Here is a 25,862-nt window from a genome sequence, read left to right as displayed (position 1 = left end):
CCCCGGCCGCACCAGAAGCTTTACGATAGGCTGCGCCTAACGGGCCGATTGCCGGACAGGGCACAGCGACTGTGTCACAGTGACAGCAGTTTACCGCTCCGCACGGAGGCTGGCTGAACATGTGCCGCTCATGTAGTGTCGAAAGACCAGGCATTTTCGGCCGACAGATTCTTGCAATGAGGGTAGTCCCTTGAATGATATGGCGAAGAACCTGATTCTGTGGTTGGTCATCGCGGCAGTGCTGCTGACGGTGTTCAACAATTTCAGCGTCGACAGCTCACCGCAGGCGATGAACTATTCGCAGTTCGTCCAGCAGGTGCAGAACGAACAGATCCGCAACGTGACCATCGATGGCTACACCATCACCGGTGAACGTACGGATGGTTCCCAGTTCCGGACCATCCGCCCGGCGGCAGAAGATCCCAAGTTGATGGATGACCTGCTGTCGAACAATGTCACGGTGGTCGGCAAGGAGCCCGAGCAGCAGAGTCTCTGGATGCGCCTGTTGATCGCCAGCTTCCCGATCCTGCTGATCCTGGCGATCTTCATGTTCTTCATGCGTCAGATGCAGGGTGGTGGTGCCGGCAAGGGTGGCCCGATGAGCTTCGGCAAGTCCAAGGCCAAGCTGCTCTCCCATGATCAGGTCAAGACCACCTTCGCCGATGTCGCCGGCTGTGACGAGGCCAAGGAAGAGGTCGAAGAGCTGGTCGACTTCCTGCGCGATCCCACCAAGTTCCAGCGCCTGGGCGGCACCATCCCCCGCGGCGTGTTGATGGTGGGCCCGCCGGGTACCGGTAAGACATTGCTCGCCAAGTCTATCGCCGGCGAGGCCAAGGTGCCTTTCTTCTCGATCTCCGGTTCCGACTTCGTGGAGATGTTCGTGGGTGTCGGCGCGTCTCGCGTGCGTGACATGTTCGAGCAGGCCAAGAAGCAGGCGCCCTGCATCATCTTCATCGACGAGATCGACGCGGTAGGCCGTTCTCGCGGCGCCGGCATGGGCGGTGGCAACGACGAGCGCGAGCAGACCTTGAACCAGCTGCTGGTCGAGATGGACGGCTTCGAGCCCAACGAGGGCATCATCGTCATCGCCGCCACCAACCGCCCCGACGTGCTCGACCCGGCATTGCTGCGCCCTGGCCGCTTCGACCGCCAGGTGGTGGTGCCGCTGCCGGACATCCGCGGCCGTGAGCACATCCTCAACGTGCACCTGCGCAAGGTGCCGCTGGCCGACGACGTCAAGCCGTCGCTGATCGCCCGTGGCACGCCGGGCTTCTCCGGCGCCGACCTGGCCAACCTGGTCAACGAGGGTGCCCTGTTCGCCGCGCGACGTAACAAGCGCCTGGTGGGCATGGAAGAGCTCGACATGGCCAAGGACAAGATCATGATGGGCGCAGAGCGCAAGTCCATGGTCATGACCGACAAGGAGAAGCTTAACACCGCCTACCACGAGTCGGGCCACGCCATCATCGGCTTGGTGATGCCCGAGCATGACCCTGTCTACAAGGTGACCATCATTCCCCGGGGCCGGGCGCTGGGCGTGACCATGTTCCTGCCGGAAGAGGATCGCTACAGCCTGTCCCGGCAGCAGATCATCAGTCAGATCTGCTCGCTGTTCGGCGGCCGGATCGCCGAGGAGATGACGCTGGGGCCGAACGGTGTCACTACCGGCGCCTCCAACGACATCAAGCGGGCCACCGAGCTTGCGCATAACATGGTTGCCAAGTGGGGTCTCTCCGAGGAGATGGGCCCGATCATGTACGATGAGGATGAGTCGCACCAGTTCATGGGTGGCCCGGGTCAGGGCGGCAAGCTCAAGTCTGGCGAGACCACCACCCGGCTGGACAAGGAAGTGCGCAAGATCATCGACGGCTGCTACGAACAGGCCAAGAATATCCTCGAGGAGAACCGCGACAAGCTCGATGCCATGGCCGATGCGCTGATGAAGTACGAGACCATCGACTCCCATCAGCTCAAGGACATCATGGAAGGGCGTGACCCGCGGCCCCCCGAGGGCTGGGACGATCCGAGCAGCGGGGCGCCCTCGGGCGGCGAGCCCAAGGCTGAGTCCGCGCCGGAGTCGAGTGACGATGCCGAGGATGATGAGACGCCCTCGCGTCGGCCCTCCGACCCGCTCGGTGGCCCGGCCGGCAGCTGAGCCCGCTAAGTCCATTTTTATCAGGCGCCCTGCGGGGCGCCTTTGCCGTTCGACCGACAGGAAGATGATGGATAACCCTGCAACGACGCATCTGCCGTGTGGCCGGCACCGGCTAGACCTCTCCTTCCCCCGCATCATGGGGGTCCTCAACGTCACTCCCGATTCCTTCTCCGACGGCGGCCGTCATGCTGTGCCGGACGATGCCCTGCGCCATGCCGAACGGATGCTGGCCGAGGGGGCCGCGATCATCGATGTGGGCGGCGAGTCCACGCGTCCCGGCGCCGAGCCGGTCTCGGTCCAGCAGGAGCTGGACCGAGTGGTGCCGGTGGTGGAGGCCCTGGTGCGCGAGTTCGATGCCTTGGTCTCGGTAGATACCAGCACGCCCGAGGTCATGGAGGCAACGGCACAGTCCGGCGCCGGCATGATCAACGACGTGCGCAACCTCCGCCGAGAGGGGGCCCTATCGGCGGCGGTCGTCAGTGGGCTGCCGGTGTGCCTGATGCACATGATCGGCGAGCCCGGAGACATGCAGGACGACCCGCACTACGACCGTCCGGTCGAGGAGGCCGTGGCCACGTTCCTCGCGGAGCGGGTGGCAGCCTGCGAGGCGGGTGGGCTGCGTCGCGAGCGCATGCTGCTCGACCCGGGCTTCGGCTTTGCCAAGTCGGTGGAGCACAATCTGCGACTGCTCAAGCATATGGACCGCCTGGGGGAGCTTGGGCTGCCGCTGCTGGTGGGCATGTCGCGCAAGAGCATGATCGGCAAGGTGCTGGGGCGGCCGGTGGAGGAGCGCCTCTCCGGTGGCCTTGCGCTCTCTGCCCTGGCGGTAGAGCGCGGCGCCCGTATTCTGCGCGTCCACGACGTGGGGCCCCACGTGGACGCGGTGAACATGACCTGGGCCGTACTCGAGGAAGGTAGTGCGCATGACTAGACGCTATTTTGGCACCGATGGCATCCGCGGCACCGTCGGCGAGCCGCCCATCACGGCTGATTTCATGCTCAAGCTGGGTTGGGCCACCGGCCGGGTGCTGACCAGAGACAAGAGACGTGCACGGGTGATGATCGGCAAGGACACCCGGATCTCGGGTTACATGTTCGAGTCTGCCCTGGAGGCAGGGCTCTCCGCCGCCGGTGTCGACGTGATGCTGCTGGGGCCCATGCCGACCCCGGCGATCGCCTACCTGACACGTACCTTCCGTGCCGATGCGGGCATCGTCATCTCGGCATCCCATAACCCCTTCCAGGACAACGGCATCAAGTTCTTCTCCGCCTCCGGCACCAAGCTGGCCGACGAGGTCGAGGAGCGCATCGAGGCCATGCTCGAGGAGGCGCTGACCACGGTGGCGCCGGATCACCTGGGCAAGGCGATGCGGGTCGATGATGCCCCCGGCCGCTATATCGAGTTCTGCAAGTCGACCATCCCCGACCGGGTCAACCTGCACGGGCTCAAGATGGTCATCGACTGTGCCCATGGTGCCACCTACCACATCGCTCCCAGCGTGTTTCGCGAACTGGGCGCGGAGGTGAGTCTGATCGGTGCCAATCCCGATGGCCTGAACATCAACCAGGAGGTGGGCTCGACCCATCCCGCTGCGCTGCGTGCGGCGGTGATCCAGCAGGGTGCCGATCTCGGGGTGGCCTTCGACGGTGACGGCGACCGCGTGCTGCTGGTAGACGCAGACGGCCGCGAGATCGACGGCGACGATATTCTCTACCTGATCGCCATGGATCGGCATGGTCGTGGCGAGTTGGGTGGTGGCGTGGTGGGTACCCTGATGTCCAACTTCGGCCTGGCGGCCGCCATGGAGGAGCGCGATATTCCCTTCGAACGTGCAAGCGTCGGGGACCGTTACGTCATGGAGCGGCTTGCCGCCAACGGCTGGCAGCTGGGCGGCGAGTCTTCCGGTCATATTGTCTGCGGCCATGTGCAGACCACCGGCGACGGCATCGTCTCGGCACTGCAGGTGCTGGCGATCATGGTTCGCGAGCAGCAGCCACTGGGTCGCCTGCTCGCCGGCCTGCAGAAGACACCCCAGGCGCTGGTCAATGTGCGTCTGACACCGGGCACCAATGCCAGGACGCTGATGGAGCAGGCTTCCCTCAAGCAAGCGGTGGGCAGTCTGGAGACCGAGCTGGGCAACCAGGGGCGCGTGCTGCTGCGGCCCTCAGGCACCGAGCCGCTGATCCGGGTGATGGTCGAGGGGCGCCCTCATCTGGACGTCGATGCCCTGGCGCGTCGGCTGGCCGACGACGTCGAGGCCCTGCTCGGCTGATTGAAGCCAGGCTTCCTGGGGCCGGTTGTCTTGAAAGGGTCCCTCCTATACCATTTCGCACCACCTTGAAAGAGGAACCCCAATGCGCATGCCGCTGATCGCTGGAAACTGGAAGATGAACGGCTCCCTGGCCCTGGTCGAGGAATTCGGCCGGGCCTTTGCCGATGTCTCCCTGCCCGTGAACGTCGAGGTGGCGCTGATGGTCCCCTTTCCGTTCATGGAGGCGGCGGGCAGGGCGCTCGGCGAGACGTCGGTGACGGTCGGGGCCCAGACACTCAGCGACCGCCCGTCGGGAGCCTTCACCGGTGAGGTCAGCGCGGCCATGTTGCGTGAGTGCGGTTCCCGGCTGGTGCTGGTCGGCCACTCGGAGCGACGCATCCTGTTTGGCGAAGACGATGCAGCGGTACTGGCGCGCGTCAAGGCGGCCCTGGCCGAGGAACTCACGCCGGTGTTGTGCGTCGGCGAGACCCTGGAGGAGCGCGAGGCCGAGCGCATTGATGCGGTGGTGCTGGGCCAGGTCGAGGCGGTGTTCGACGCCCTCGATGAGGCCGAGCGCATTCGCCTGGTGATCGCCTACGAACCCGTCTGGGCCATCGGCACCGGGCGCACGGCGAGTCCCGATCAGGCCCAGGCGGTGCATGCGGCCATCCGTGGGTGCCTGGCGCGCTATGACGAAGCGCTTGCCGATGGCGTGCGTCTGCTGTACGGCGGCAGCATGAAGGCGGATAATGCCGCCGAGCTGCTCGCTCAGCCCGATATCGACGGCGGCCTGGTGGGCGGCGCTTCGCTCAAGGTCGACGATTTCCTAGCCATTTGTCAGTCAGCAGGTTGAATCCATGCAAGTTGCCATTCTCATGACCCATGTGGCGATCGCCATCGCCTTGGTCGTCCTTATCCTGCTGCAGCAGGGGAAGGGCGCCGAAGCCGGTGCCGCCTTCGGTGGCGGTGCCTCCCAGACCGTGTTCGGCTCCAAGGGCAGCGGTAGCTTCCTGGCGAAGTTCACCGGGCTGCTGGCGGTGGCCTTCTTCGCCACCTCCCTGACCCTGGCCTGGTTTGCCTCTCAGGCCGGTGAAGCACCCGAGGCCGGTATCCCCGATGCGCAGCTTATCGAGCAGCAGAATGCCGTCCCGACCCTTGACGATGCTGGCGGTGATGTGGATAATACTCCGCCAGCGCTGGAGGAAAGCGGCGATTGATATCGCCAACCAGTCTCCCCGATGCCGAAGTGGTGGAATTGGTAGACACGCTATCTTGAGGGGGTAGTGGCCTTATGGCCGTGCGGGTTCAAGTCCCGCCTTCGGCACCAATTACGAAGTGTTCGATGTAAAAGATCGAGGCTTTGAAGCAAGATTGGCAGTATGCGGTGTTGCCGCTTGACGATGTTGTCATGTGGGCTTACAATCACCGACCTAGATTGATGCGGGGTGGAGCAGTCTGGTAGCTCGTCGGGCTCATAACCCGAAGGTCATCGGTTCAAATCCGGTCCCCGCTACCATCTTCCTGGCAGGCATGCAGTTGTTAAGGGGCATGCTGAAGAGCCGAAGTGGTATACAGGTTTCTTGTGAAAGCCCCTTCCTGTGAAGGGGCTTTTTGTTAGCAGCTTGCCAGCCGGAGACGGCGGCGCTGTTCCGGGCAACGCCATTCAGCCACCTGACTCTTTTCTTTACTCCCGGCCAGGTGCCTGATGCAACGGCTGTAGGAGCTTTCTTCCGTGGCAATCAAGGATGCTGCGCTGCATGCGCTGATCGAACCGGTGGTTTCCGCCATGGGATTCGAGCTATGGGGCATCGATCATCTGTCCCAGGGCAAACATTCCCGCCTGGTGATTTACATCGATCACCCGGATGGGGTCAGCGTGGACGATTGCGCCGATATCAGCCGTCAGGTCAGTGCGGTCCTCGACGTCGAGGATCCGGTGCCCGGCGAGTATCGGCTGGAAGTCTCCTCGCCGGGCATGGACCGGCCGCTGTTCACCCTCGAGCAGTTCGAACGCTACGCCGGCCATGTCGTGGCCATGAAGCTGCGCCTGCCCTTCGACGGGCGACGCAAGTTTCAAGGGCTGTTGGCCGGTGTCGAGAGCGACGAGGTGCTGCTGCAGATCGACGGCGAGGAATATTGCTTTCCCATCGAGGGCATCGATCAGGCGCGGGTCGTCCCGCAGTTCACATGATGGGCTCGGTGCATAAGAACAGGATCACTGGCGAGGCTAAGGCATGAGTAAAGAAATTCTGGCGGTCGTCGACGCGATCTCCAACGAGAAGGGGGTCCCCCGCGAGGTGATCTTCGAGGCCGTCGAGGCGGCCCTGGCCAGTGCATCGCGCAAGCGCTTCGAGGGCGAAGAAGCCAGCGTGCGCGTGCACATCGACCGCGAAACCGGCGACTACGAGACGTTCCGCCGCTGGGAAGTGGTCGAGGACGATGACTTCGACGGGCCCGATGCCCAGATCAAGCTCTCCTTCGCTGAGCGCCGCGACCCGCCCCTGGGTCTGGGTGACGTGGTCGAAGAGCGCATCGAGAACGCCTCCTTCGGCCGTATCGCTGCCCAGACCGCCAAGCAGGTCATCGTGCAGAAGGTGCGCGAGGCCGAGCGGGCCGAGGTAGTACGCCAGTATGCCGAGCGCGAGGGTGAGCTGGTCGCCGGGATCGTCAAGAAAACGACACGCGACGGTCTGATCATCGATCTCGGCGAGAATGCCGAGGCCTTCCTGCCGCGCAGCGAGATGATCCCCGGTGAGCGCTACCGCATGAACGAACGCGTTCGCGCGCTGCTGGTCAAGGTCGATCCCGAGGCGCGCGGCGCCCAGCTGATTCTCTCACGTACCTGTCCGGAGCTGATCATCGAGCTGTTCAGCATCGAGGTACCGGAGATCGCCGAGGAGCTCATCGAGATCAAGGGCGCGGCACGCGACCCGGGCTCGCGTGCCAAGATCGCGGTCAAGACCAATGACCGACGCATCGATCCGGTGGGGGCCTGCGTGGGTATGCGCGGCTCGCGGGTTCAGGCGGTCTCCTCGGAGCTGCAGAATGAGCGGGTGGACATCGTGCTGTGGGACGACAATCCGGCCCAACTGGTGATCAACGCCATGGCGCCCGCGGATGTCGGCTCGATCCTCGTTGACGAGGAAGCGCATGCCATGGATGTGGCCGTCGCCGAGGACAATCTGGCCCAGGCCATCGGCCGCAGCGGCCAGAACGTGCGCCTGGCCTCCGAACTCACCGGATGGCGCATCAACGTCATGACCGAGGAGGAGGCCGAGGACAAACGCGATCAGGAGATTGACAGCCTGGTCGAGTTTTTCATCCAGCATCTGGGTATCGACGAGGACGTGGCACGCCTGTTGGTGGAAGAGGGATTCACCTCTCTGGAGGAGGTTGCTTACGTACCGGTCGACGAGATGCTGGAGATCGAGGAGTTCGACGAGGAGCTTATCGAGGAGCTGCGCGCTCGTGCCAAGGATGAACTGCTGAACCTGGCCATCGCCTCCGAGGAGGAGCTCGATGGCGTCCAGCCGGCTGACGACCTGCTGGAGATGGACGGTATGGAGCGCCACCTGGCCTTCATCCTGGCCAGCCAGGGCATTGTCACCATGGAGGACCTGGCCGAGCAGTCCGTCGATGACCTGCTGGACATCGAGGGAATTGACGGGGAGCGCGCCGCGGCACTGATCATGACTGCCCGTGCGCCATGGTTCGAGAGCGAACAGTAAACGGGTCACGGGTTGAGGAGGGTCGTAATGTCAGAGATGACCGTTAAGGATTTTGCAGCGAAGGTGGGGCGCGATGTGCCCCGCCTGCTGGAGCAGATGAAAGAAGCCGGGCTCGGTCAGAAGTCCGAGAGCGACGCCGTTTCCGAGGAGGATAAGCGTCAGTTACTCGACTATCTCACCAAGAGCCATGGCGGCAGTGGCGCCGGGGCGAAGGACCGCATCACGCTGACGCGCAAGACGCGCAGTCGAATCAAGACCGGTGAGCGCGGCAAGAGCATCGAGGTGCAGGTGCGCAAGAAGCGTACCTACGTCAAGCGTGCCGAAGAAGAGACCAAGCCGGAGCCGGCAAAAGACGCCGGGCCGCGCCAGCTGGTGGGCGACATGGCCGATTCCCAGCAGGCCGCCAAGGATGCCCGTGAGGCCGAGGAAGCCAAGGACGCTCGTGAGGCCGAGAAAGCCAAGCAAGCTCGTGAGGCCGAGGAAGCCAATGCGCGCGCTGCCGAGGAGTCCGCCCGCGAAGCGGCGGCCAGACTCGAAGCCGACAAGGCTGCCGCTGAACCCGAGATTCCGGTGCCGGAGCTCGAGACTACCACGCCCGCCGAGGAGCCGCCGGCTCCGCCCAAGGAGGGTCGTCCCGAGTCGCGCCGTGCTGCAGTAAAGAAAGCCACTACCAAGGCTGGCGCCGGCAAGAAGGGACGTGGCGAGCGCGACGACGACGATCGCGGTGACCGCGAAGAGCGTCGCCGTGGCGGCAAGAAGGCCAAGCGCGCCGAGCGTCGGGGTGGCCGCCGTGGCGGCAGCCAGGGCGGTGGCGGCAAGCACGGCTTCCAGAAGCCGACTCAGCCGATCATCCGCGAGGTGTCGATTCCCGAGTCGATCAGCGTTGCCGACCTGGCCGACAAGATGTCGATCAAGGCGAATGAGGTCATCAAGGCCATGTTCACCATGGGTGCCGCGGTGACCATCAACCAGACCATCGATCAGGACACCGCGGCCATCGTGGTCGAGGAGATGGGTCACAAGCCCAAGTTGGTCAAGGATGATGCGCTGGAGACCGAGGTCCTCGAGGGCATTTCCTACGAGGGCGAAGAGATCACCCGCTCACCGGTGGTCACGGTCATGGGTCACGTCGACCACGGCAAGACCTCGCTGCTGGACTATATCCGCAAGGCCAAGGTGGCGACCGGCGAGGCTGGCGGCATCACCCAGCATATCGGTGCCTATCACGTGGAAGATGATCACGGTGGCGTGACCTTCCTGGATACCCCGGGCCACGCGGCGTTCACCGCCATGCGTGCGCGCGGTGCCAAGGCTACCGACGTGGTCGTGTTGGTGGTGGCCGCCGATGACGGCGTGATGCCCCAGACCATCGAGGCCATCGAGCACTCGCGGGCGGCCGAAGTGCCCATGGTGGTCGCGGTCAACAAGATCGACAAAGCGGGCATCGACCTGGACCGCATCAAGAACGAGCTCTCCCAGCACGGCGTGATCTCCGAAGAGTGGGGCGGTGACACCCAGTTCGTGTATGTTTCGGCGCACACCGGCGAGGGGATCGAGGAACTGCTGGAGGCCATTCAGCTGGTTTCCGAGGTGCTCGAGCTCAAGGCCGTTCCCGAGGCGCCCGGCAAGGGCGTGGTGGTCGAGTCTCGCCTGGACAAGGGACGTGGCCCCGTGGCCACCGTGCTGGTCCAGAACGGCACCCTGAAGAAGGGCGACACCGTGCTGGCTGGCCTGCACTACGGCCGTGTCCGCGCGTTGACTAACGAGCTGGGCAAGCAGGTCGACGAGGCTGGCCCGTCCACTCCGGTGGAGATCCAGGGCCTGGACGGTACCCCCGAAGCGGGTGACGACTTCATGGTGCTGGCCGACGAGAAGAAGGCGCGCGAGGTTGCCAACTTCCGTCAGGGCAAGTACCGCGAGGTGCGCCTGGCACGCCAGCAGAAGGCCAAGCTGGAGAACATGTTCAGCCAGATGGGCCAGGATGTCGCCGCCAAGCTCAACATCGTCCTCAAGGCCGATGTCCAGGGTTCACTGGAAGCGATCAAGGGCGCCCTGGAAGAACTCTCCACCGACGAAGTGGAAGTGGCAGTGGTTTCCTCCGGGGTGGGCGGCATCACCGGTACCGATGCCAACCTGGCGCTGGCCAGTGACGCCATCGTGGTCGGCTTCAACGTGCGTGCCGACGCCGCGGCTCGCGAGATCATCGAACGTGAAGGCCTGGATCTGCGCTACTACAGCGTCATCTACCAGCTGATCGACGAAGTCAAGCAGGCCATGAGCGGCATGCTGGCACCGGAGTGGAAGGAAGAGATCGTCGGTGTTGCCGAGGTTCGTGACGTCTTCCGTGCACCCAAGATCGGTGCCGTGGCCGGCTGCATGGTGGTCGAGGGCAGCGTGCACCGCAACAAGAAGATCCGCGTGCTGCGCGACAATGTGGTCATCTACGAGGGCGAACTCGAGTCGCTGCGTCGCTTCAAGGACGACGTCCAGGAAGTGCGTAACGGCATGGAGTGCGGCATCGGCGTGAAGAACTACAACGATGTCCAGGTCGGCGACAAGATCGAGGTGTTCGATCAGGTCAAGGTCGAGCGGACCCTCTAAGGCTCGAGGAGTCGTACATGCGCGAGTTCAAGCGTACCGACCGGGTGGCCGACCAGCTCCAGAAGGAGCTGGCGGTGCTTATCCAGCGTGAGGTCAAGGACCCGCGCCTGGGCATGGTCACCGTCAGCGGCGTCGAGGTCAGTCGCGACCTCGGCTATGCCGACGTTCATGTGACCCTGCTGGGGGAGCAGACCCCCGAGCACATCAAGGAGAATCTGGCGGTGCTCAAGCGGGCCGCCGGCTTCCTGCGCAGCCAGATCGCTCGTCGTATCAAGTTGCGTCATGTGCCGGAGCTGCGCTTCCACTATGACGAGAGTGTGGTTCGTGGCCAGCACCTGTCGTCGCTGATCGACGAAGCCGTCGCCAGTGATCAGGCTCAGCATGACGAGGCGGATGACGGCCGCGATCCAATCGATGGTTCGGCAGACGGTTCGGCAGAAGAAGACGAGCGCAACTGATGGCAAGGCGGCGTCGCGGTGTGCCGGTGAACGGCGTGTTGTTGCTGGACAAGCCCAAGGGGCTTTCCAGCAACCATGCGCTGCAGCGGACCCGGCGCCTGTTCCAGGCCCAGAAGGCTGGTCATACGGGCACACTGGATCCCATGGCTACCGGCCTGCTGCCGGTGTGCTTCGGTGAGGCGACCAAGTTTTCCGCCCATCTGCTGGAGGCCGACAAGGTCTACCGCACCCGGGTGGAGCTCGGTGCGATCACCGATAGCGGCGATGCCGAGGGTGACGTGGTAGAGCGCCGCGAGGTACCCCGGCTGACCGAGGCCGACGTCGAGGGTGTGCTCGAGGGGTTTTGCGGCGAAATCGACCAGGTGCCGCCAATGTACTCGGCGCTCAAGCACCAGGGGCGCAAGCTCTACGAGCTGGCCCGCGAAGGCAAGTCGATCGAGCGTGCAGCCAGGCGCGTGACAGTGTATGATGCGCGCCTTCTTGTTCTTGCCGATACCGCCTTCGAACTGGAAGTGCGCGTGAGCAAGGGCACCTATATCCGTACCCTGGCCGAAGACATTGGCCAGGTTCTGGGCTGCGGAGCGCATATCAGCGCGCTGCGCCGCCTGGCAACGGGCCCCTTCACGAGCGAGGGCATGTTGACCCTCGAGGCGCTGGAGGCCCAGGCCGACCAGGCCGATCGCGAGGCGGTACTGCTGCCCGTCGACGTGCTGGTCGACCACCTGTCGCGGCTCGAGATCGATGCCGTGGTGGCCAGCCGGCTGACACATGGCCAGCCGGCCCGAGTCGAGGCTGGCGAGTTGGCCGAGGGCGAGACGACAAGACTCTATCGTGACGGGGCCTTCCTGGGTCTCGGCACGGTGACGGGGCCACAGGAGGTGGCACCTAAAAGGCTGTTGAGCACTGCAGCCGACTGAAGGAAGATACGCCCGAGACTGCAAATATGCGTGGTCTCAAACATTTATCACCCAGGCATATTGCTTACTGGAGAGACAGATGGCACTGACAGCCGAGCAGAAGTCCACAATCGTCAATGAGTACGGTCGTGGCGAGAACGACACCGGTTCCCCCGAAGTGCAGGTAGCCTTGCTGAGCGCCAACATTGATGGCCTGCAGGACCACTTCAAGACCAACAAGCAGGATCACCACTCCCGCCGTGGCCTGATCCGCATGGTTAACCAGCGCCGCAAGCTGCTGGACTACCTGAAGCGCAAGGATTTCGAGCGCTATCAGTCGCTGATCCAGCGCCTGGGCCTGCGCCGCTAAGCGGCGCCTCCCAAGCGGTAACGAAACGGGCAGCCTTCGGGCTGCCCGTTTCATTTGTGCCAATGTCAGAGGCGCCGGTGGCAGGTCGGAGGGGAGGTCCGAGGACCAGGGATGGCCGAGGTAGCGTACAGGGAGGTATTCACAGCGCCTCCCCGAAGGCCTGTCGCCGGATCAGCCCCGGTAATGCAGAGCCGGAAATGTCGCTAACCGGTGGCCGCGGCGGGCGTCAACCCCTAAAATGGTCGCCGAGTCAAAACGAACCAAACATCGAAAAGTTGAAGGAAGTCGCCGTGAATCCGGTCAAGAAAACGTTTCAGTACGGTCGCAGTACCGTCACCCTGGAAACCGGGCGTATCGCCCGCCAGGCCACCGGTGCCGTGATGGTCACCATGGATGATACCGTGGTGCTGTGCACCGTGGTGGCCAAGAAGGAGGCCAATCCTGCGCAGCCCTTCTTTCCGCTAGGGGTGTTCTATCAGGAGAAGACCTACGCGGTCGGCAAGATTCCCGGCGGCTTCTTCAAGCGCGAGGGGCGTCCCACCGAGAAGGAGACCCTCACCTCGCGGCTGATCGACCGGCCGATCCGTCCGCTCTTCCCCAAGGGCTTCATGAACGAGGTGCAGGTTGTCTGTTCGGTGCTCTCCACCGACCGTAACCATGACCCGGACGTCGCCGCGATGCTCGGCACCTCTGCTGCCCTGGCTATCTCCGGTGTGCCCTTTAACGGTCCGATCGGCGGCGCACGCGTAGGCTTCACCGAGGATAACGGCTATTTCCTCAATCCTACCGTCGAGGAGCTGACCGGCTCCGAACTCAACATGGTCGTTGCCGGCACCGAAAAGGCGGTGCTGATGGTCGAGTCCGAGGCCAACGAGCTGCTCGAGGACGAGATGCTCGGCGCCGTGCTCTATGCCCACCAGGAGATGCAGGTGGCCATTCAGGCCATCAACGAACTGACCGCCGAGGCGGGAAAGCCGAAGTGGGACTGGCAGCCCGCCGCCGACAATACCGCCCTCAAGGGCGCCATGGCCGATGCCTTCGAGCAGAAGGTCGGCGAGGCCTATCGCATCACCGACAAGATGGCCCGCCAGGACTCCCTCTCCGCCCTCAAGGATCAGGCGATGGAGCAGTTTGCCGGTGAGGAAGAGGGCAAGTACGACGCCGACGAGGTCAAGGGTGCTTTTGCCGGCCTGGAGAAGCGCGTGGTGCGTTCGCGCGTGGTCAAGGGCGAGCCGCGCATCGACGGCCGCGACCACAAGACCGTACGTCCGCTGGATATTGAGGTCGGCACTCTGCCCAAGACGCATGGCTCGGCGATCTTCACCCGCGGCGAGACCCAGGCCATCGTGGTGGCGACGCTAGGTACCCTGCGTGATTCCCAGCTGATCGAGTCGCTGGAGGGTGAGCGCAAGGATCGTTTCCTGCTGCACTACAACTTTCCCCCTTACTGCGTGGGCGAGGCTGGCTTCATGGGCGGTCCCAAGCGCCGTGAGATAGGCCATGGTCGTCTGGCGCGCCGCGGCGTGCAGGCGATGCTGCCTGACGAGGCAGACTTTCCCTATACCATCCGCGTGGTTTCCGAGATCACCGAGTCCAATGGCTCGAGCTCCATGGCCTCCGTTTGTGGCTCATCGCTTGCGCTGATGGATGCCGGGGTGCCGATGAAGGCGCCGGTGGCCGGCATCGCCATGGGCCTGGTCAAGGATGAGGACGGCTTCGCCGTGCTCACCGACATTCTCGGCGACGAGGATCATCTCGGCGACATGGACTTCAAGGTGGCCGGCTCCACCAACGGCGTCACCGCTCTGCAGATGGACATCAAGATCGAGGGTATCAACGAGGAGATCATGGAGGTGGCCCTGCAGCAGGCCTATGAGGCCCGTCAGCAGATCCTCGAGCAGATGAATACGGTGATCGGCCAGAGTCGTGAAGAGGTGTCCGAGAACGCTCCTTCCATGGCGACCATCAAGATCGACCCGGAGAAGATCCGCGACGTCATCGGCAAGGGTGGCGCGACCATCCGCAAGATCTGTGAGGATACCGGCGCCTCTATCGATCTCGATGACGATGGTACCGTGCGCATCTACGCAGAGGACAAGGCAGCCGCCAAAGCGGCTATCGATACCGTGTTGGCGATTACTGCCGAGCCCGAGATCGGCAAGCTCTATCGTGGCAAGGTGGCGCGCATTGCCGATTTCGGTGCCTTCGTCAATATCATGCCGGGTACCGACGGCCTGGTGCACATCTCCCAGATCGTGCCGGAGCGGGTCAACGACGTCCGCGATTTCCTGAACGAGGGCGACGAGCCCATCGTCAAGGTGCTCGACATCGACAACCGCAACCGGGTGAAGCTCACCATCAAGGAGATCACCCCGGAAGAGAAGGCGGCGTTCGAGGCCGAGGAGGTCGCCGAGCCCCAGCTCTGAGCCGTAAGCCTTAAGCGATAAGCCGTAAGAAAAACCCTCCATGGTCCAGCCGTGGAGGGTTTTTCAGTTGAGGATGGCAAACGAAAGAAAAGCCCTCGTGGAACTCATCCACAAGGGCTTCTCAATGGTGCTCACAGCTTACAGCTTAGGCTCGCGCGTAGCGCGCCTTACCGCTCGATGGCGAGCGCCACCCCTTGCCCACCGCCGATACACAGGGTCGCCAGGCCCTTCTTGGCATCCCGGGCGATCATTTCATGGACCAGGGTCACCAGGATACGGCAGCCGGAGGCGCCAATGGGGTGGCCGATGGCAATGGCACCGCCGTTGACGTTGACCTTGCTGACATCCCAGCCCAGTTCCTTGTTGACCGATAGGGCCTGGGCGGCGAAGGCTTCATTGGCCTCGACCAGGTCCAGGTCGTCCAGGCTCCAGCCGGCCTTCTCGAGGCAGCGGCGGGTGGCCGGTGCGGGGCCGATACCCATGATGGAGGGGTCGACGCCGGCGTTGCTGTAGGCCTTGATGCGGGCTAGCGGCTCGAGGCCCAGGGCCTTGGCCTTGTCGGCGGTGCAAAGCATCACCACGGCGGCCCCATCGTTGAGGGAGGAGGCGTTGCCGGCGGTAACGGCGCCATCTTTCTTGAAGGCCGGACGCATGCCGCCTAGCTTCTCGGCGGTTACGTCGCGCGGGCCCTCGTCGGTGTCGAAGACCACCGGGTCGCCTTTGCGCTGGGGGATCTCCACGGGGACGATTTGCCCCTTGAACTTGCCTTCCCTGATGGCGGCGGCGGCCTTCTGCTGGGAGCCGGCGGCGAACTCGTCCATCTCCTCGCGGCTGATGCCGTACTTCTCTGCCAGGTTCTCGGCCGTGATGCCCATGTGGTAATTGTTGAAGGCATCCCACAGGCCGTCGTGGACCATGGTGTCGATGGCCTTCCAGTCACCCATGCGCTGTCCTGTACGGGAGTTGGGCAGCACATGGGGTGAGGCGGACATGTTCTCCTGGCCACCGGCGATGATCAGCTCGGCATCGCCGCAGCGGATCGCCTGGGTGGCCAGGTGCAGGGCCTTGAGGCCCGACCCGCAGACCTTGTTGATGGTCATGGCCGGTACGGCATCCGGCAGACCTGCCTTGATGGATGCCTGGCGGGCGGGGTTCTGGCCGACCCCTGCGGTGAGCACCTGGCCGAGCAGTACCTCGTCGACCTGATCCCCGGCAACGCCGGTGGAAGAGAGGATGTCCTTGATGACATGGGCACCCAGGTCGCTGGCGGGGATGCCGGCCAGGGAGCCACCGAAGGTGCCGACGGCAGTGCGGCGAGCGGCAACAATCACCACGTCTTGCATTGGAGATACTCCTGAAGAATGACTAGCGGGCTTGCGGCGGTGTCTGTAAGACAGTCTGAGTTCGAAGACGTCTCAGACATAGCCGGGACAGCCAGCATAGGCGACGCTTGTGCGTCGCGGCAATGCTTCCATGGACGAATGCGCGGGAAGGTATCGAAGGAAGGAGGCGTTGGCAGGTGCGGCACCCCGCAGGGTGCCGTGGCAGACGGCTGTCAGGCGAGTTGTACCGGGATGGCGTTGCTGGTGTGGCTGACGGCATTGCCTTCTCGGAGGTAGACCAGGGCCGGTGCGTGTGCCTCGAGTTCCGCGTCGCTGTAATGGGCATAGCTGCAGATGATCACGCGTTGCCCCTCACTCGCCAGGTGAGCTGCCGCGCCGTTCACGGAGATCATCCTGGATCCTTCCTCGGCGCGGATGGCGTAGGTGGTGAAGCGCTGGCCATTCTCGACGTTGTAGATCTGGATCTGTTCGTTCTCGCGGATGCCGGACATGTCGAGCAACTCGCCGTCAATGGCGCAGGAGCCCTCATAGTTGAGAACGGCGTGGGTGACACGGGCCATGTGCAGCTTGGCCTTGAGCATGATGGTCTGCATGGAGTGAAGGTTCCTCTTTGTGGCGTTGTCACGCCCTCAGCGTGGCAGGGTGAGGCTCAGGTTATCGATCAGTCGGGTCGGGCCGAGACGTGCCGCGACGAGCAGGACGGCGTCGCGAGTGGTCTCTGTGACCGGCCCCAGGTCGGTATCGCGAAGCTCGAGGTAGTCCGGTGCGAAGCCGGCTTCCCTCAGCCGGTCCAGGCCCTCGGCCAGGGTGTGGCTCGGGTCGGCACCGGCCTCCAGGGCATCGCGCAGCGCGCACAGGGTAAGGTACAGCGAAGGGGCGGCGTCGCGCTGGGTGGCATCCAGGTAGCCGTTGCGTGAGGAGAGGGCCAGGCCATCCTCGGCGCGAACGATGGGGACGCCGACGACCTCTACAGGCAGGTGCAGGTCGTTGACCATGCGGCGGATCACCGCCAGCTGCTGGTAGTCCTTCTCGCCGAAGCAAGCGACATCGGGCTGCACCAGGTTGAAGAGCATGGTAACGATGGTGGCCACACCGTCGAAGTGCCCGGGCCGGTCGCCACCGCAGAGCCCCTCGCTGACCTCGGGCACGCAGACTCGTGTCTGGGCCTCCAGGCCGCGCGGGTAGACGGCCGTCATCTCGGGAGCGAACAGCAGGTCGCAGCCGGCGTCCTCGAGCTTCGTCTGATCCTCGGCCAGGGTCCGCGGATAGGCGTCCAGATCCTCGCCGGCACCGAACTGCAGGGGGTTGACGAAGATGGTCGCCACGACCACATCGCCCCGGCGGCGCGCTTCCGCCACCAGTGCCAGATGGCCTTCATGCAGGTTACCCATGGTCGGTACCAGGGCGATTCGCTGGCCACGGTGACGGAACTCGTCCAGGGCCTCGCGCAGGAGCGGAATCTCTCGCAGGGTACGCATCACAGCGAGCTCCTCGAAACGCAGCTTAGAAACAATGCTCTTGAGCGGGAAAGCGACGAGCCTTGACATCCTCGTGATAGCGGTTGAAAGCGCTCGGGATATCGTCCGCCTCGGTCATGAAGTTCTTCACGAAGCGTGGCGTGCGGCCGTGGGTGATGCCCAGCACGTCGTGCATCACCAGAATCTGGCCGTCCGTATCGGGGCCGGCGCCGATGCCGATCACCGGCACCTCCACCGCCTCGCTGACCGCTCGGCCCAGGCTTGCCGGCACGCACTCCAGCAGGATGACCGAGGCGCCGGCCTCGACCAGGACCCGAGCATCCTCAAGGATCCGGGTTGCCTGCTCGGCCTCGCGTCCCTGCACCTTGTAGCCACCTAACTGGTAAACCGACTGGGGCGTCAGGCCTAGGTGGGCACAGACCGGAACGCCTCGTCGAGTCAGTTCACGAATGCCGTCGGCCATCCAGGCCTCGCCTTCGACCTTTACCAGCTCGGCCCCGGCTCGCATCAGCTCGCCGGCATCCTGAAGCAGGCGCTCGGTGCTCGAGTTGCTCATGAAGGGGAGGTCTACCATCAGCAGACTTTGACCTCTGCCGCGAGCGACGCAGCGAGTGTGGTAGCAGATCTCGTCGAGAGTCACCGGCAGGGTGCTGGCGTGCCCCTGCAGGACCATGCCTAGAGAGTCGCCCACCAGCAGCACCTCGATGCCCGCCTCTCCGGCAGCCCGGGCGAAGGAGGCGTCGTAGGCGGTCAGGCAGCTGAACGGCTCACCGGCGCGCTTGAAGGCCTTGAGCGTGCTCAGGGTGACGGTTTTCATCGCGTGCTCTCATCGTCTTGTCGTGGGAGGCCTTCGGCGGGCCTGCCTCGTGTAACCTGCGATTGTTACCTGAATCATGCCGAAGTGTCGACAGGTAACAATGCGGGGCGTTTCTCAGTCTTGCGGTAACACCGGCTGAAGGCCTCGGGTATCGAGCCTGGCGATCCGTTGCGCCAGGGTGTGACCCTCTAATACCAGAGTCGGCGCCAGCTCTTCCAGCGGGACCAGCACGAAGGCGCGCTGGACCATTTCCGGGTGGGGCAATGTCAGCCGTGGCAGTGTGAGCCGGTGGTCATCGAAGAGTAGCAGATCCAGATCCAGGGTCCGGGGGCCCCAGCGACGGCCGCGCACGCGGCCGTGGCGCTGTTCCAGGGCCTGCAACTGGTCGAGCAGGGCAAGCGGCGAAAGGCGCGTCTCCAGGCGCGCTACGGCATTGATGTAGTCCGGCTGGTCGGTGGGGCCTAGCGGAGGGCTGGCGTAGAGCCGCGAGGCGGCGATGCGATGGGTCAGAGGGAGGCTGTCGAGCTCGCGAAGGGCACGCTCGACGTGCTCCCGCGGTCCATCGAGGTTGCTGCCCAGGCCGATCCAGGCATGGTGCCGCGGATGGCTCATGTCTCGCTCGCGGGGCCCCGCGGCTTCCTGCGGCGTCGGCGGCGCTTGCGCGGCTGCCCGCTGCCGGCCGGGTCGGCGCCGACCTTGCCCAGCAGGCGGCGCTGTTCATGCTCGTCCGCTTGCTGGAAGGCGGTCCACCAGTCACCTAGGCCGGGTTCGAGTTCGCCGGCACCTTCGCGCAGCAGAAGGAAATCGTAGGCGGCCCGGAAGCGCGGATGCTCGCGGGTCTGGAAGACACGCTTGCCGCGGCGCAGCGGCAGCCGCTGCTGCAGGTCCCAGATATCGCGCATCGGTAGACTGAAGCGCTTGGGGATGGAGATGTGCTGAAGCTGGCGCGAGACCACCTGCTGGGACGCCGCCTGGAGCGCAGGGATGGGCGGCATGCCATCGCCCTCGAGGATCGCCTGACGCTGCTGGACGGGAGCCCAGAGCAGGGCGGCGAACAGGAAGGCCGGGGTCACCGGACGGTCTTCGGCGATGCGGCGGTCGGTACTCTCCAGTGCCAGCTCTACCAGGCGTTCGGCCCAGGGCTGTTCTTCCATGGCCTCGTCTGCCTCGGGGAAGAGCATCGCAAAAAGCCCGTAGTGGCGCAGCAGATGAAAGGTGGCAACCCCCTGGCCGGCCATGAACAGCTTGAGTATCTCGTCGAACAGCCGCGCCGGTGGGATCTGCAGCAGCAGCGGCGCGGCCTCTTGGATGGGTGCCTCGGTGGCCGGATCGAGATGGAAGTCGAGCTTGGCGGCGAAGCGCACCGCTCGCAGCATCCTTACCGGATCCTCGCGGTAGCGGGTGGCCGGGTCGCCGATCAGCCGCAGGGTGCGGGCCTCGATATCGCGCACGCCGTCGGCGAAGTCGTGGATCGAGAAGTCGGCGATGTTGTAGTAGAGGGCGTTGACGGTGAAGTCGCGGCGCAGGGCGTCTTCCTCGATATTGCCCCAGACATTGTCGCGCAGCAGCAGGCCATCGTCCGACTGGTGGGAGATATGGTCGGCGTGGTCATCACTGGGCTTGCCGCGGAAGGTGGTGACCTCGATCACCTCGCGGCCGAAGCGGACGTGCACGATGCGGAAACGCCGGCCGATGATGCGCGAATTGCGAAAGAGGTCCTTGACCTGATTCGGCGTGGCATCGGTGGCGACATCGAAGTCCTTGGGCATGTGGCCGAGCAGTGCATCACGGATGCACCCTCCCACTAGGAAGGCCTGGAAGCCGGCGTTGTGCAGCCGATAGAGGACCTTGAGGGCGGCGTCGCTGAAGTGCTGACGCGAGACAGGATGTTCCTGGCGAGGAATGATGCGCGGGCCGGTGCTGGCGGCCGGCGCATCCTGAGGGCCGAACAGCGACTTGATGCGCTCGCCCGGACTCTGCAGAAAGCGGGTAAAACCTTTGATCATGCGACGATATCGACTCGCGGGACGCGGAAAAGGCTTGAGTGTAGCCGACCACTGACACCTTGCAAAGCGCGGCAGGGTACTGAGGTTCGTCATGAAATAGAAAGGGGAAGCCGTTGGCTTCCCCTGTTCAAGCAGGATGCAGCATCCCTGCTGCTGATTTTTCTTCGTGATGGCGCATCGCCCTGAATACGCACCACAGTCACCAAGGAGTGTTCAGGCAAGCGGTGTTGTTGTGTTTGTTGATGCTCCTGACGGCGACCGTCTCGTATTCAAAACAATAGTCCAACCACGACGGCATGTAAGTATGCCTCCTCCCGGCTTGTTGATGTTGTTGCCGGGAGTGCACCTCGATGGCCATTGTCATTGTTGGTCGGCCGTACTCGGGTGCGTCGCGTCCTGATGGCTCCGGTGCTTCGAGCAACTTGTTGTTGTTGGGACCCGAAGGCCTCGCGCCGTGCCGATGCTGTTTTTGTTGTCGGCAAGCGCCGAAGTCGTAGGGGCCCGGTTGTCTTGTTGTTGTTCGCGGGTCGGGCCCCGTCACGCCTGGCTGACCTGTTGTTCTTGTTGGCAGCGGGTGACGTCCGGATTTGTTTTTCTTGCTCTAGATGTAGCAGCCTGCGTGCCATCCAATGATAATTTCTTTTAAAACAGATTGTTGTGCGCTCTTGAGGGGGTTGTCTTGCTGGCAGGGGTGCGGAGTGTTACCCGATCGGCCCCGTTTTGAGGCATTGGTTGTGTGGGAAGGTAACAAATGGTGCCGACCGTGTGACGGGGAGGGTAAAAAACGCCCGCGGACGATGCCGCGGGCGCTTGCACCGTGATTGCATGGCCAGCCGCACTATCCCGTGTTGCGGCGGGGGCTCTTCTTGCGTGGTATGCCCAGGCGCTGTCGTCGCTCCCACAGGCACTTGCGGCTGATGCCGAGTTTCTGGGCGAGCTCGGTCTCGCTCATCTGGTCCTGATGCTCCAGTACGAAGTGCTGGAAGTAGTCCTCTAGGGAGAGGTCCTCCTCATCGCCGGTCTCCTGCGCCTCCTGGCCGGCCACGGCTGGCGCGGGGGATCGGGGCATGCCGGGCGGCTGGGACGTTGGCGCTAGACCCAGGTCGTCGGGATGGATGAGATGGCCCTCCGCAAGGATCACGCCGCGTTCCAGCGCATTCTCCAGTTCGCGCACGTTGCCAGGCCAGGGATAGTCGCGGATGGTGCGCCGGGTGGCTCTCGAGAGGCGCAGACTATCGCGCTCGTGCCTACGGCAGGCCTTCTCCAGCAAGACGTCGGCTATCTCGAGGATGTCGTCATCGCGCTCGCGCAGGGCGGGCAGGTCGATCTGCATCACGTTGAGACGGTAGTAGAGGTCGAGGCGGAACTCGCCGGTCTTCGACAGGCTCTGCAGGTCGCGGTGGGTGGCGGCGATCAGGCGCACGTCGACATGGCGGGTTTCCACCGAGCCGATCTTGCGGATCTCGCCCTCTTGAAGCACGCGCAGCAGGCGAGCCTGAGCATCGAGTGGCAGCTCGCCGATCTCGTCGAGGAAGAGGGTGCCGCCGTCGGCGGCCTCGACCAGGCCGGTGCGCGAGGCAGTGGCACCCGTGAAGGCGCCCTTTTCGTGCCCGAACAGCTCGGACTCGATCAGTGTCTCGGGGATGGCGGCACAGTTGACGCAGATTAGCGGCGCATGGACGCGGCGACTTTGCTGGTGCAGGGCGCGGGCGACCAGCTCCTTGCCGGTGCCCGATTCGCCCTGGATCAGTACGGTAACATCAGCAGGTGCTGCCTTGCGGATTCGCGTGTAGACCACCTGCATGGCGGGACAGTTGCCGATCATGGGCTGACGCGTGCCGCCGGGCTCGGTGATGTCGGGTGGCTCGCCCTGCTGAGAGGCCTGCCGGTGCAGGATCTGGGCCACGGTCTCGAGCAGCTCGTCGTGGTCGAAGGGCTTGGCCACATAGTCCACGGCACCGAGTTTCAGCGCTTCCACTGCGGAGCGCATGCTGGCGTAGCTGGTCATGATCAGTACCGGCACGGGGGCGGCACGAGCGATCAGCTCGGTGCCTGGCTCGCCGGGCAGCCGTAGGTCGCTGATCACCAGGTCGAAGCCTTGGGGCTCGAGTGCCAGGGCCTCGGTTACCGAGCCGGCTTCGCTGACGCGGTGGTCGTGGCGCTCCAGCAGCCGCTTCAGGGCGCTGCGGATGATGGCTTCGTCTTCAACGATCAGGATCCGGCTCATCGGTGCTGTCACCATGCTCTGGGTTGAGGGGCAGCCACAGGTGGAAGCGGGTGCCATTGGCTTGCCCGGGGGGCGGTGAGTCAATATCGATCTGGCCGCCGTGCTCGGCAATGATGCTGTAGACCAGGGGCAGGCCGAGTCCCGTGCCTTCGCCGGGGGGCTTGGTGGTGGTGAAGGGCTCGAACAGGTGGTCGCGCACCCGCTCGTCGATGCCATGGCCCTGATCGGTGACGGTGACGTGAAGCCACTTGCCCTCGGCAACGGCATCGATGATCACCTCGCCCCCGGGGTTGCTGGCGTCTCGGGCATTGCCGAGCAGGTTGACCATCACCTGCAGCAGCCGCTGGGTATCCCCCTTGACCTGGAGGCCAGCCGGGCAAAGGTTGTGGTAGTGGATATCCTCCCCCGAGCGGGCGAGGTGGATCAAGTGCAGGGCTTCGTCTGTCAGCATATCCAGCGACACCGGAGCGAAGGGTTTGCCGCTCACGTGTCGGCCGCCATGGGCGAAGCCCACCAGCGACTCGACGATTCGCGAGATGCGGTCGGTGAGCTGCTGGATCTGGGTAGCGGTCTCCAGTACCTCTGGCTCGTCGGTGTCGTAGCGCAGGTTCTGGGCCAGCGAGGAGATGCCGGTGACGGGGTTGCCGATCTCGTGGGCCACGCCCGCCGCCAACTGGCCGATGGAGGCCAGCCGGGCGGCATGCACCAACTCGTCCTCCAGCCACTTCATCTCGCTGTGGTCCTCCACCAGGATCACGGTACCGCCGCGCATCTCCTCGTCGACCTCCAGTTCGGCCTTGTGCAGGCTCAGGTAGCGAGTGGTGCCGTCCAGCGTCACCGGCTGCTTGTAGAGGTGGTCATGATGTTCGAGAAGCACGCGGCCCAGCAGGGCCCCCCAGGGCGGCGGCAGGCCATCGCGGCGCGAACCGACCACGCTGTCGCCCTCGATGCCGGAAAGCTCGGCGAGGGTGTCGTTCCACATCAGTAGTTCGTCGTCGACGCCGAAGGCACACAACCCCACCGGCAGGCGGGTGAGGATGCGGCGGTGGTAGCGGCGCAGGCCGTCGAGCTCCCGGGCCAGGCCGGTCAGTCGGGTGCGATAGGCCTCCAGGCGGCTTTCGACGAATTGGACGTCATCATTGGGCTCCAGGCCGCCACGGCGATAGGGCAGGTGGCGGTCGACGATGTCCTGGGCCACCGAAGGGCCCATCAGTCCCGAGAGGTTGGCCTGGATGCGGTCGCGCAGCCGGCGCAGGGCGTAGGGGCGGCCATCCAGCGGCGACAGGCCCAGGTCGGTCAGGGCGCGGTCGACCTCTCGGCTGGCGACCTCCTCGCCCAGGGCGCGGGCCAGATGGTACTTGAATTCCTCACCGTTACCGGCCATCAGCGGCAGGCGCTTGGGGCGGATCACCGCATCCACCGAGCAGGCCTCGGCCGCAGCCTGCTCGCCGGCAGAGGTGGGCGTGATCAGCGAAACCAGGATGAGGGTCAGGATATTGGCCGCCAGCGAGACCAGGGTCACCACGTACCAGACAGGGTCGCCGGCCAGTGCTTCGAGGCCCGGCGGCAGCAGCACCAGGGCAGGGATGTCGCTGAGCAGTGGCACCCAGGTGCCGGCGAGCCACACCAGTCCGCCCGCCGTCAGCCCGCTGACCATGCCCTTGCGGTTGGCGCCCGGCCAGTAGAGCAGCGCGAGCATGCCCGGTAAGCACTGGGCCATGCCGATGAAGGCGGCCAGCCCCAGGGTGGTGAGGTCATGGTTCACCCCCACCAGGCGGTAGAAGATCCATCCGCCGAGGATCACCGCCACGATCAGGGCGCGGCGCAGCCAACGCAACCAGCGATAGAGGTCTGGCTGGACCACCGGGGGGTGGGCGACCAGCACCAGGTGATTGAGGATCATGCCCGACAGCGCCAGGGAGATGATGATCATGGTACCGCTGGTGGCCGCCAGTCCGGCGATGAACACCAGTCCCTGGAGCCACAGCGATTCGGAGAGTCCATAGGCCAGGTAGGCAGTGCCGAGACCGCCGGCATCGACTCCCAGGCGCTGGGAGGCCCAGAGGATGAGTGGCACTGGCAGCGCCATCAGCAGCAGGAATAGCGGCAACGACCAGGCGGCCTGCAGGAGGGTGCGCCGCGAGAGGGTCTCGGCGAAGGTGATGTGGAACATGTGCGGCATCAGGAATGCCGCGGCGAAGAACAGTAGCAGCAGGGTGCGCCACTGGGCCGGATCGAGGTGGGCGACACTGGCCTGGGCCGCGCGTCCGGGGCCGTCCAGCCAGGTCTGGAGATCGGAGGGGCCATCGAAGACCACGAAGAGGGCGAAGGTCCCCAGTGCCAGCATGGCGGTGAGCTTGACCAGCGACTCCAGGGCGATGACGGCGAGCAGGGTGTCGTGGCGGGCGTGGAGTCGGCTGTGGCGAGCGCCGAAGAGAATGGCAAAGAGCGCGATCAGCGCACAGAACAGCAGAGCCAACAGGGATGGCGAGTCGCTGCCGGTTAGCAGGGAGATGGTATCGCCCAGGGTTTGCACCTGTAGAGCCAGCAGGGGCAGCACGGCCAACAGGCTGATCAGGGTGATCAGGGTGCCGACCCAGCGTGAACGAAAGCGGAAGGCGAAGAGGTCGGCCAGCGAGGCCAATTGGTAGGTGCGGGTCATGCGCTGGATCGGCACCAGCAGGACCGGAGCGAGCAGGAAGGCGCCCGCCACCCCCAGATAGTAGGCGAGATAGCCGTAACCGGCATTGCCGGCAAGCTCCAGGCTGCCGTAGATCGCCCAGGCGCTGGCGTAGACCCCCAGCGCCAGGGTGTAGACAACAGGATGGCGTGCGATGCGCGTAGGAATCCAGTGCCGCTCTACCGCCAGGGCACCCAGGAACAGCAGCAGCAGGTAGCCGCTGCCGAGGGTGAGCAGGCCGCCGAGGCTAGCGTTCATCGAGTTTTCTCTTCTGCTCCAGCCACAGGGTCAGGGCGATCAGCACCCCCCAGATGACGAAGGGGCGGTACCAGGCCACCTCGGGGTTGGCCCAGCCGCTCATCAACAGCGGGGAGAGCAGGTACCCGCCGAAAACCAGGAAGAGCATGATGCGATAGACGTACATG

The 25,862-nt window shown here is 64.5% G+C and carries 20 protein-coding genes, 2 tRNA genes and 2 pseudogenes; 15 read left to right on the top strand and 9 right to left on the bottom strand.

Going from position 1 to position 25,862, the window contains the following annotated elements; all coding sequences use genetic code 11:
* Window positions 1-190 precede the first annotated feature (190 nt).
* The 14 genes from ftsH to pnp all read left to right on the top strand — a co-directional run bounded on the left by ftsH (window position 191) and on the right by pnp (window position 14,886).
* Entirely contained in the window at window positions 191-2,155 is a 1,965-nt protein-coding gene (gene ftsH / locus U5L98_RS04200) for an ATP-dependent zinc metalloprotease FtsH (RefSeq protein WP_322557098.1), read from the top strand.
* A gap of 67 nt (window positions 2,156-2,222) precedes the next feature.
* Window positions 2,223-3,086, top strand: coding sequence for a dihydropteroate synthase (gene folP, locus U5L98_RS04195; protein WP_416208171.1), 864 nt, complete (start codon window positions 2,223-2,225; stop codon window positions 3,084-3,086).
* Window positions 3,079-4,428: a phosphoglucosamine mutase gene (gene glmM, locus U5L98_RS04190; RefSeq protein WP_322557097.1), complete on the top strand. Its 1,350-nt coding sequence runs from the start codon at window positions 3,079-3,081 to the stop codon at window positions 4,426-4,428. Before folP ends, glmM begins: the two co-directional genes overlap by 8 nt.
* An 82-nt stretch (window positions 4,429-4,510) precedes the next feature.
* Entirely contained in the window at window positions 4,511-5,260 is a 750-nt protein-coding gene (gene tpiA / locus U5L98_RS04185; protein WP_322557096.1) for a triose-phosphate isomerase, read from the top strand.
* 4 nt (window positions 5,261-5,264) lie between these two features.
* On the top strand, window positions 5,265-5,624 hold the full coding sequence (gene secG / locus U5L98_RS04180; protein ID WP_322557095.1) for a preprotein translocase subunit SecG: 360 nt from the start codon (window positions 5,265-5,267) through the stop codon (window positions 5,622-5,624).
* A 23-nt stretch (window positions 5,625-5,647) separates the two neighbouring features.
* Window positions 5,648-5,734: transfer RNA gene (locus U5L98_RS04175), tRNA-Leu, on the top strand.
* A 112-nt stretch (window positions 5,735-5,846) separates the two neighbouring features.
* Window positions 5,847-5,923 (top strand) — tRNA-Met (locus U5L98_RS04170).
* A gap of 216 nt (window positions 5,924-6,139) precedes the next feature.
* The gene (rimP, locus tag U5L98_RS04165; protein WP_322557094.1) at window positions 6,140-6,598 is read left to right on the top strand and encodes a ribosome maturation factor RimP; all 459 of its coding nucleotides are present in this window, start codon (window positions 6,140-6,142) and stop codon (window positions 6,596-6,598) included.
* 43 nt (window positions 6,599-6,641) lie between these two features.
* Complete coding sequence (gene nusA / locus U5L98_RS04160) at window positions 6,642-8,135, top strand: transcription termination factor NusA (RefSeq protein WP_322557093.1); 1,494 nt, start codon at window positions 6,642-6,644, stop codon at window positions 8,133-8,135.
* Between the two features lie 27 nt (window positions 8,136-8,162).
* On the top strand, window positions 8,163-10,736 hold the full coding sequence (gene infB, locus U5L98_RS04155; RefSeq protein ID WP_322557092.1) for a translation initiation factor IF-2: 2,574 nt from the start codon (window positions 8,163-8,165) through the stop codon (window positions 10,734-10,736).
* A 17-nt stretch (window positions 10,737-10,753) separates the two neighbouring features.
* Window positions 10,754-11,194: a 30S ribosome-binding factor RbfA gene (gene rbfA, locus U5L98_RS04150; protein ID WP_322557091.1), complete on the top strand. Its 441-nt coding sequence runs from the start codon at window positions 10,754-10,756 to the stop codon at window positions 11,192-11,194.
* Entirely contained in the window at window positions 11,194-12,111 is a 918-nt protein-coding gene (truB, locus tag U5L98_RS04145) for a tRNA pseudouridine(55) synthase TruB (RefSeq protein ID WP_322557090.1), read from the top strand. Before rbfA ends, truB begins: the two co-directional genes overlap by 1 nt.
* 79 nt (window positions 12,112-12,190) lie before the next feature.
* Complete coding sequence (gene rpsO / locus U5L98_RS04140; RefSeq protein WP_040183911.1) at window positions 12,191-12,460, top strand: 30S ribosomal protein S15; 270 nt, start codon at window positions 12,191-12,193, stop codon at window positions 12,458-12,460.
* 290 nt (window positions 12,461-12,750) lie between these two features.
* Window positions 12,751-14,886, top strand: coding sequence for a polyribonucleotide nucleotidyltransferase (gene pnp / locus U5L98_RS04135; RefSeq protein WP_322557089.1), 2,136 nt, complete (start codon window positions 12,751-12,753; stop codon window positions 14,884-14,886).
* Window positions 14,887-15,053: 167 nt separating this feature from the next.
* Here the strand turns inward: pnp and U5L98_RS04130 are convergent, their stop codons facing one another.
* The 6 genes from U5L98_RS04130 to pcnB form a co-directional block, all read right to left on the bottom strand.
* Window positions 15,054-16,229: an acetyl-CoA C-acetyltransferase gene (locus U5L98_RS04130; protein WP_322557088.1), complete on the bottom strand. Its 1,176-nt coding sequence runs from the start codon at window positions 16,227-16,229 to the stop codon at window positions 15,054-15,056.
* A gap of 212 nt (window positions 16,230-16,441) precedes the next feature.
* The gene (panD, locus tag U5L98_RS04125) at window positions 16,442-16,822 is read right to left on the bottom strand and encodes an aspartate 1-decarboxylase (RefSeq protein WP_322557087.1); all 381 of its coding nucleotides are present in this window, start codon (window positions 16,820-16,822) and stop codon (window positions 16,442-16,444) included.
* A gap of 36 nt (window positions 16,823-16,858) precedes the next feature.
* Complete coding sequence (panC, locus tag U5L98_RS04120) at window positions 16,859-17,707, bottom strand: pantoate--beta-alanine ligase (RefSeq protein ID WP_322557086.1); 849 nt, start codon at window positions 17,705-17,707, stop codon at window positions 16,859-16,861.
* A 25-nt stretch (window positions 17,708-17,732) separates the two neighbouring features.
* A complete protein-coding gene (gene panB / locus U5L98_RS04115) occupies window positions 17,733-18,524 on the bottom strand; it encodes a 3-methyl-2-oxobutanoate hydroxymethyltransferase (RefSeq protein ID WP_322557085.1) in 792 nt (263 codons plus the stop codon).
* A 114-nt stretch (window positions 18,525-18,638) separates the two neighbouring features.
* Window positions 18,639-19,136: a 2-amino-4-hydroxy-6-hydroxymethyldihydropteridine diphosphokinase gene (gene folK, locus U5L98_RS04110; protein WP_322557084.1), complete on the bottom strand. Its 498-nt coding sequence runs from the start codon at window positions 19,134-19,136 to the stop codon at window positions 18,639-18,641.
* The gene (gene pcnB / locus U5L98_RS04105; RefSeq protein WP_322557083.1) at window positions 19,133-20,530 is read right to left on the bottom strand and encodes a polynucleotide adenylyltransferase PcnB; all 1,398 of its coding nucleotides are present in this window, start codon (window positions 20,528-20,530) and stop codon (window positions 19,133-19,135) included. The genes folK and pcnB overlap by 4 nt, the downstream gene beginning before the upstream one ends.
* Window positions 20,531-21,641: 1,111 nt before the next feature.
* Between pcnB and U5L98_RS18670 the strand changes: the two are divergent.
* Window positions 21,642-21,896 (top strand): annotated as a pseudogene (locus U5L98_RS18670) (hypothetical protein); the annotation flags it as partial.
* A gap of 3 nt (window positions 21,897-21,899) precedes the next feature.
* On the opposite strand, the pseudogene U5L98_RS18665 reads toward U5L98_RS18670, so the two are convergent.
* From U5L98_RS18665 to U5L98_RS04090, 3 genes and pseudogenes are all read right to left on the bottom strand, one after another.
* Window positions 21,900-22,757: pseudogene (locus U5L98_RS18665) on the bottom strand (sigma-54-dependent transcriptional regulator); the annotation flags it as partial.
* Entirely contained in the window at window positions 22,735-25,695 is a 2,961-nt protein-coding gene (locus U5L98_RS04095; protein ID WP_322557081.1) for an ATP-binding protein, read from the bottom strand. The pseudogene U5L98_RS18665 and the gene U5L98_RS04095, both read right to left, overlap by 23 nt.
* On the bottom strand, window positions 25,685-25,861 hold the full coding sequence (locus U5L98_RS04090) for a hypothetical protein (protein ID WP_322557080.1): 177 nt from the start codon (window positions 25,859-25,861) through the stop codon (window positions 25,685-25,687). The genes U5L98_RS04095 and U5L98_RS04090 overlap by 11 nt, the downstream gene beginning before the upstream one ends.
* Window position 25,862 lies beyond the last annotated feature (1 nt).

The sequence above is a fragment of the Halomonas sp. genome (assembly GCF_034520545.1).
Lineage (GTDB): Bacteria > Pseudomonadota > Gammaproteobacteria > Pseudomonadales > Halomonadaceae > Halomonas.
The sequence above is the reverse complement of the archived record's forward strand: the minus strand, read 5'-3'. Positions and strand labels throughout refer to the sequence as shown.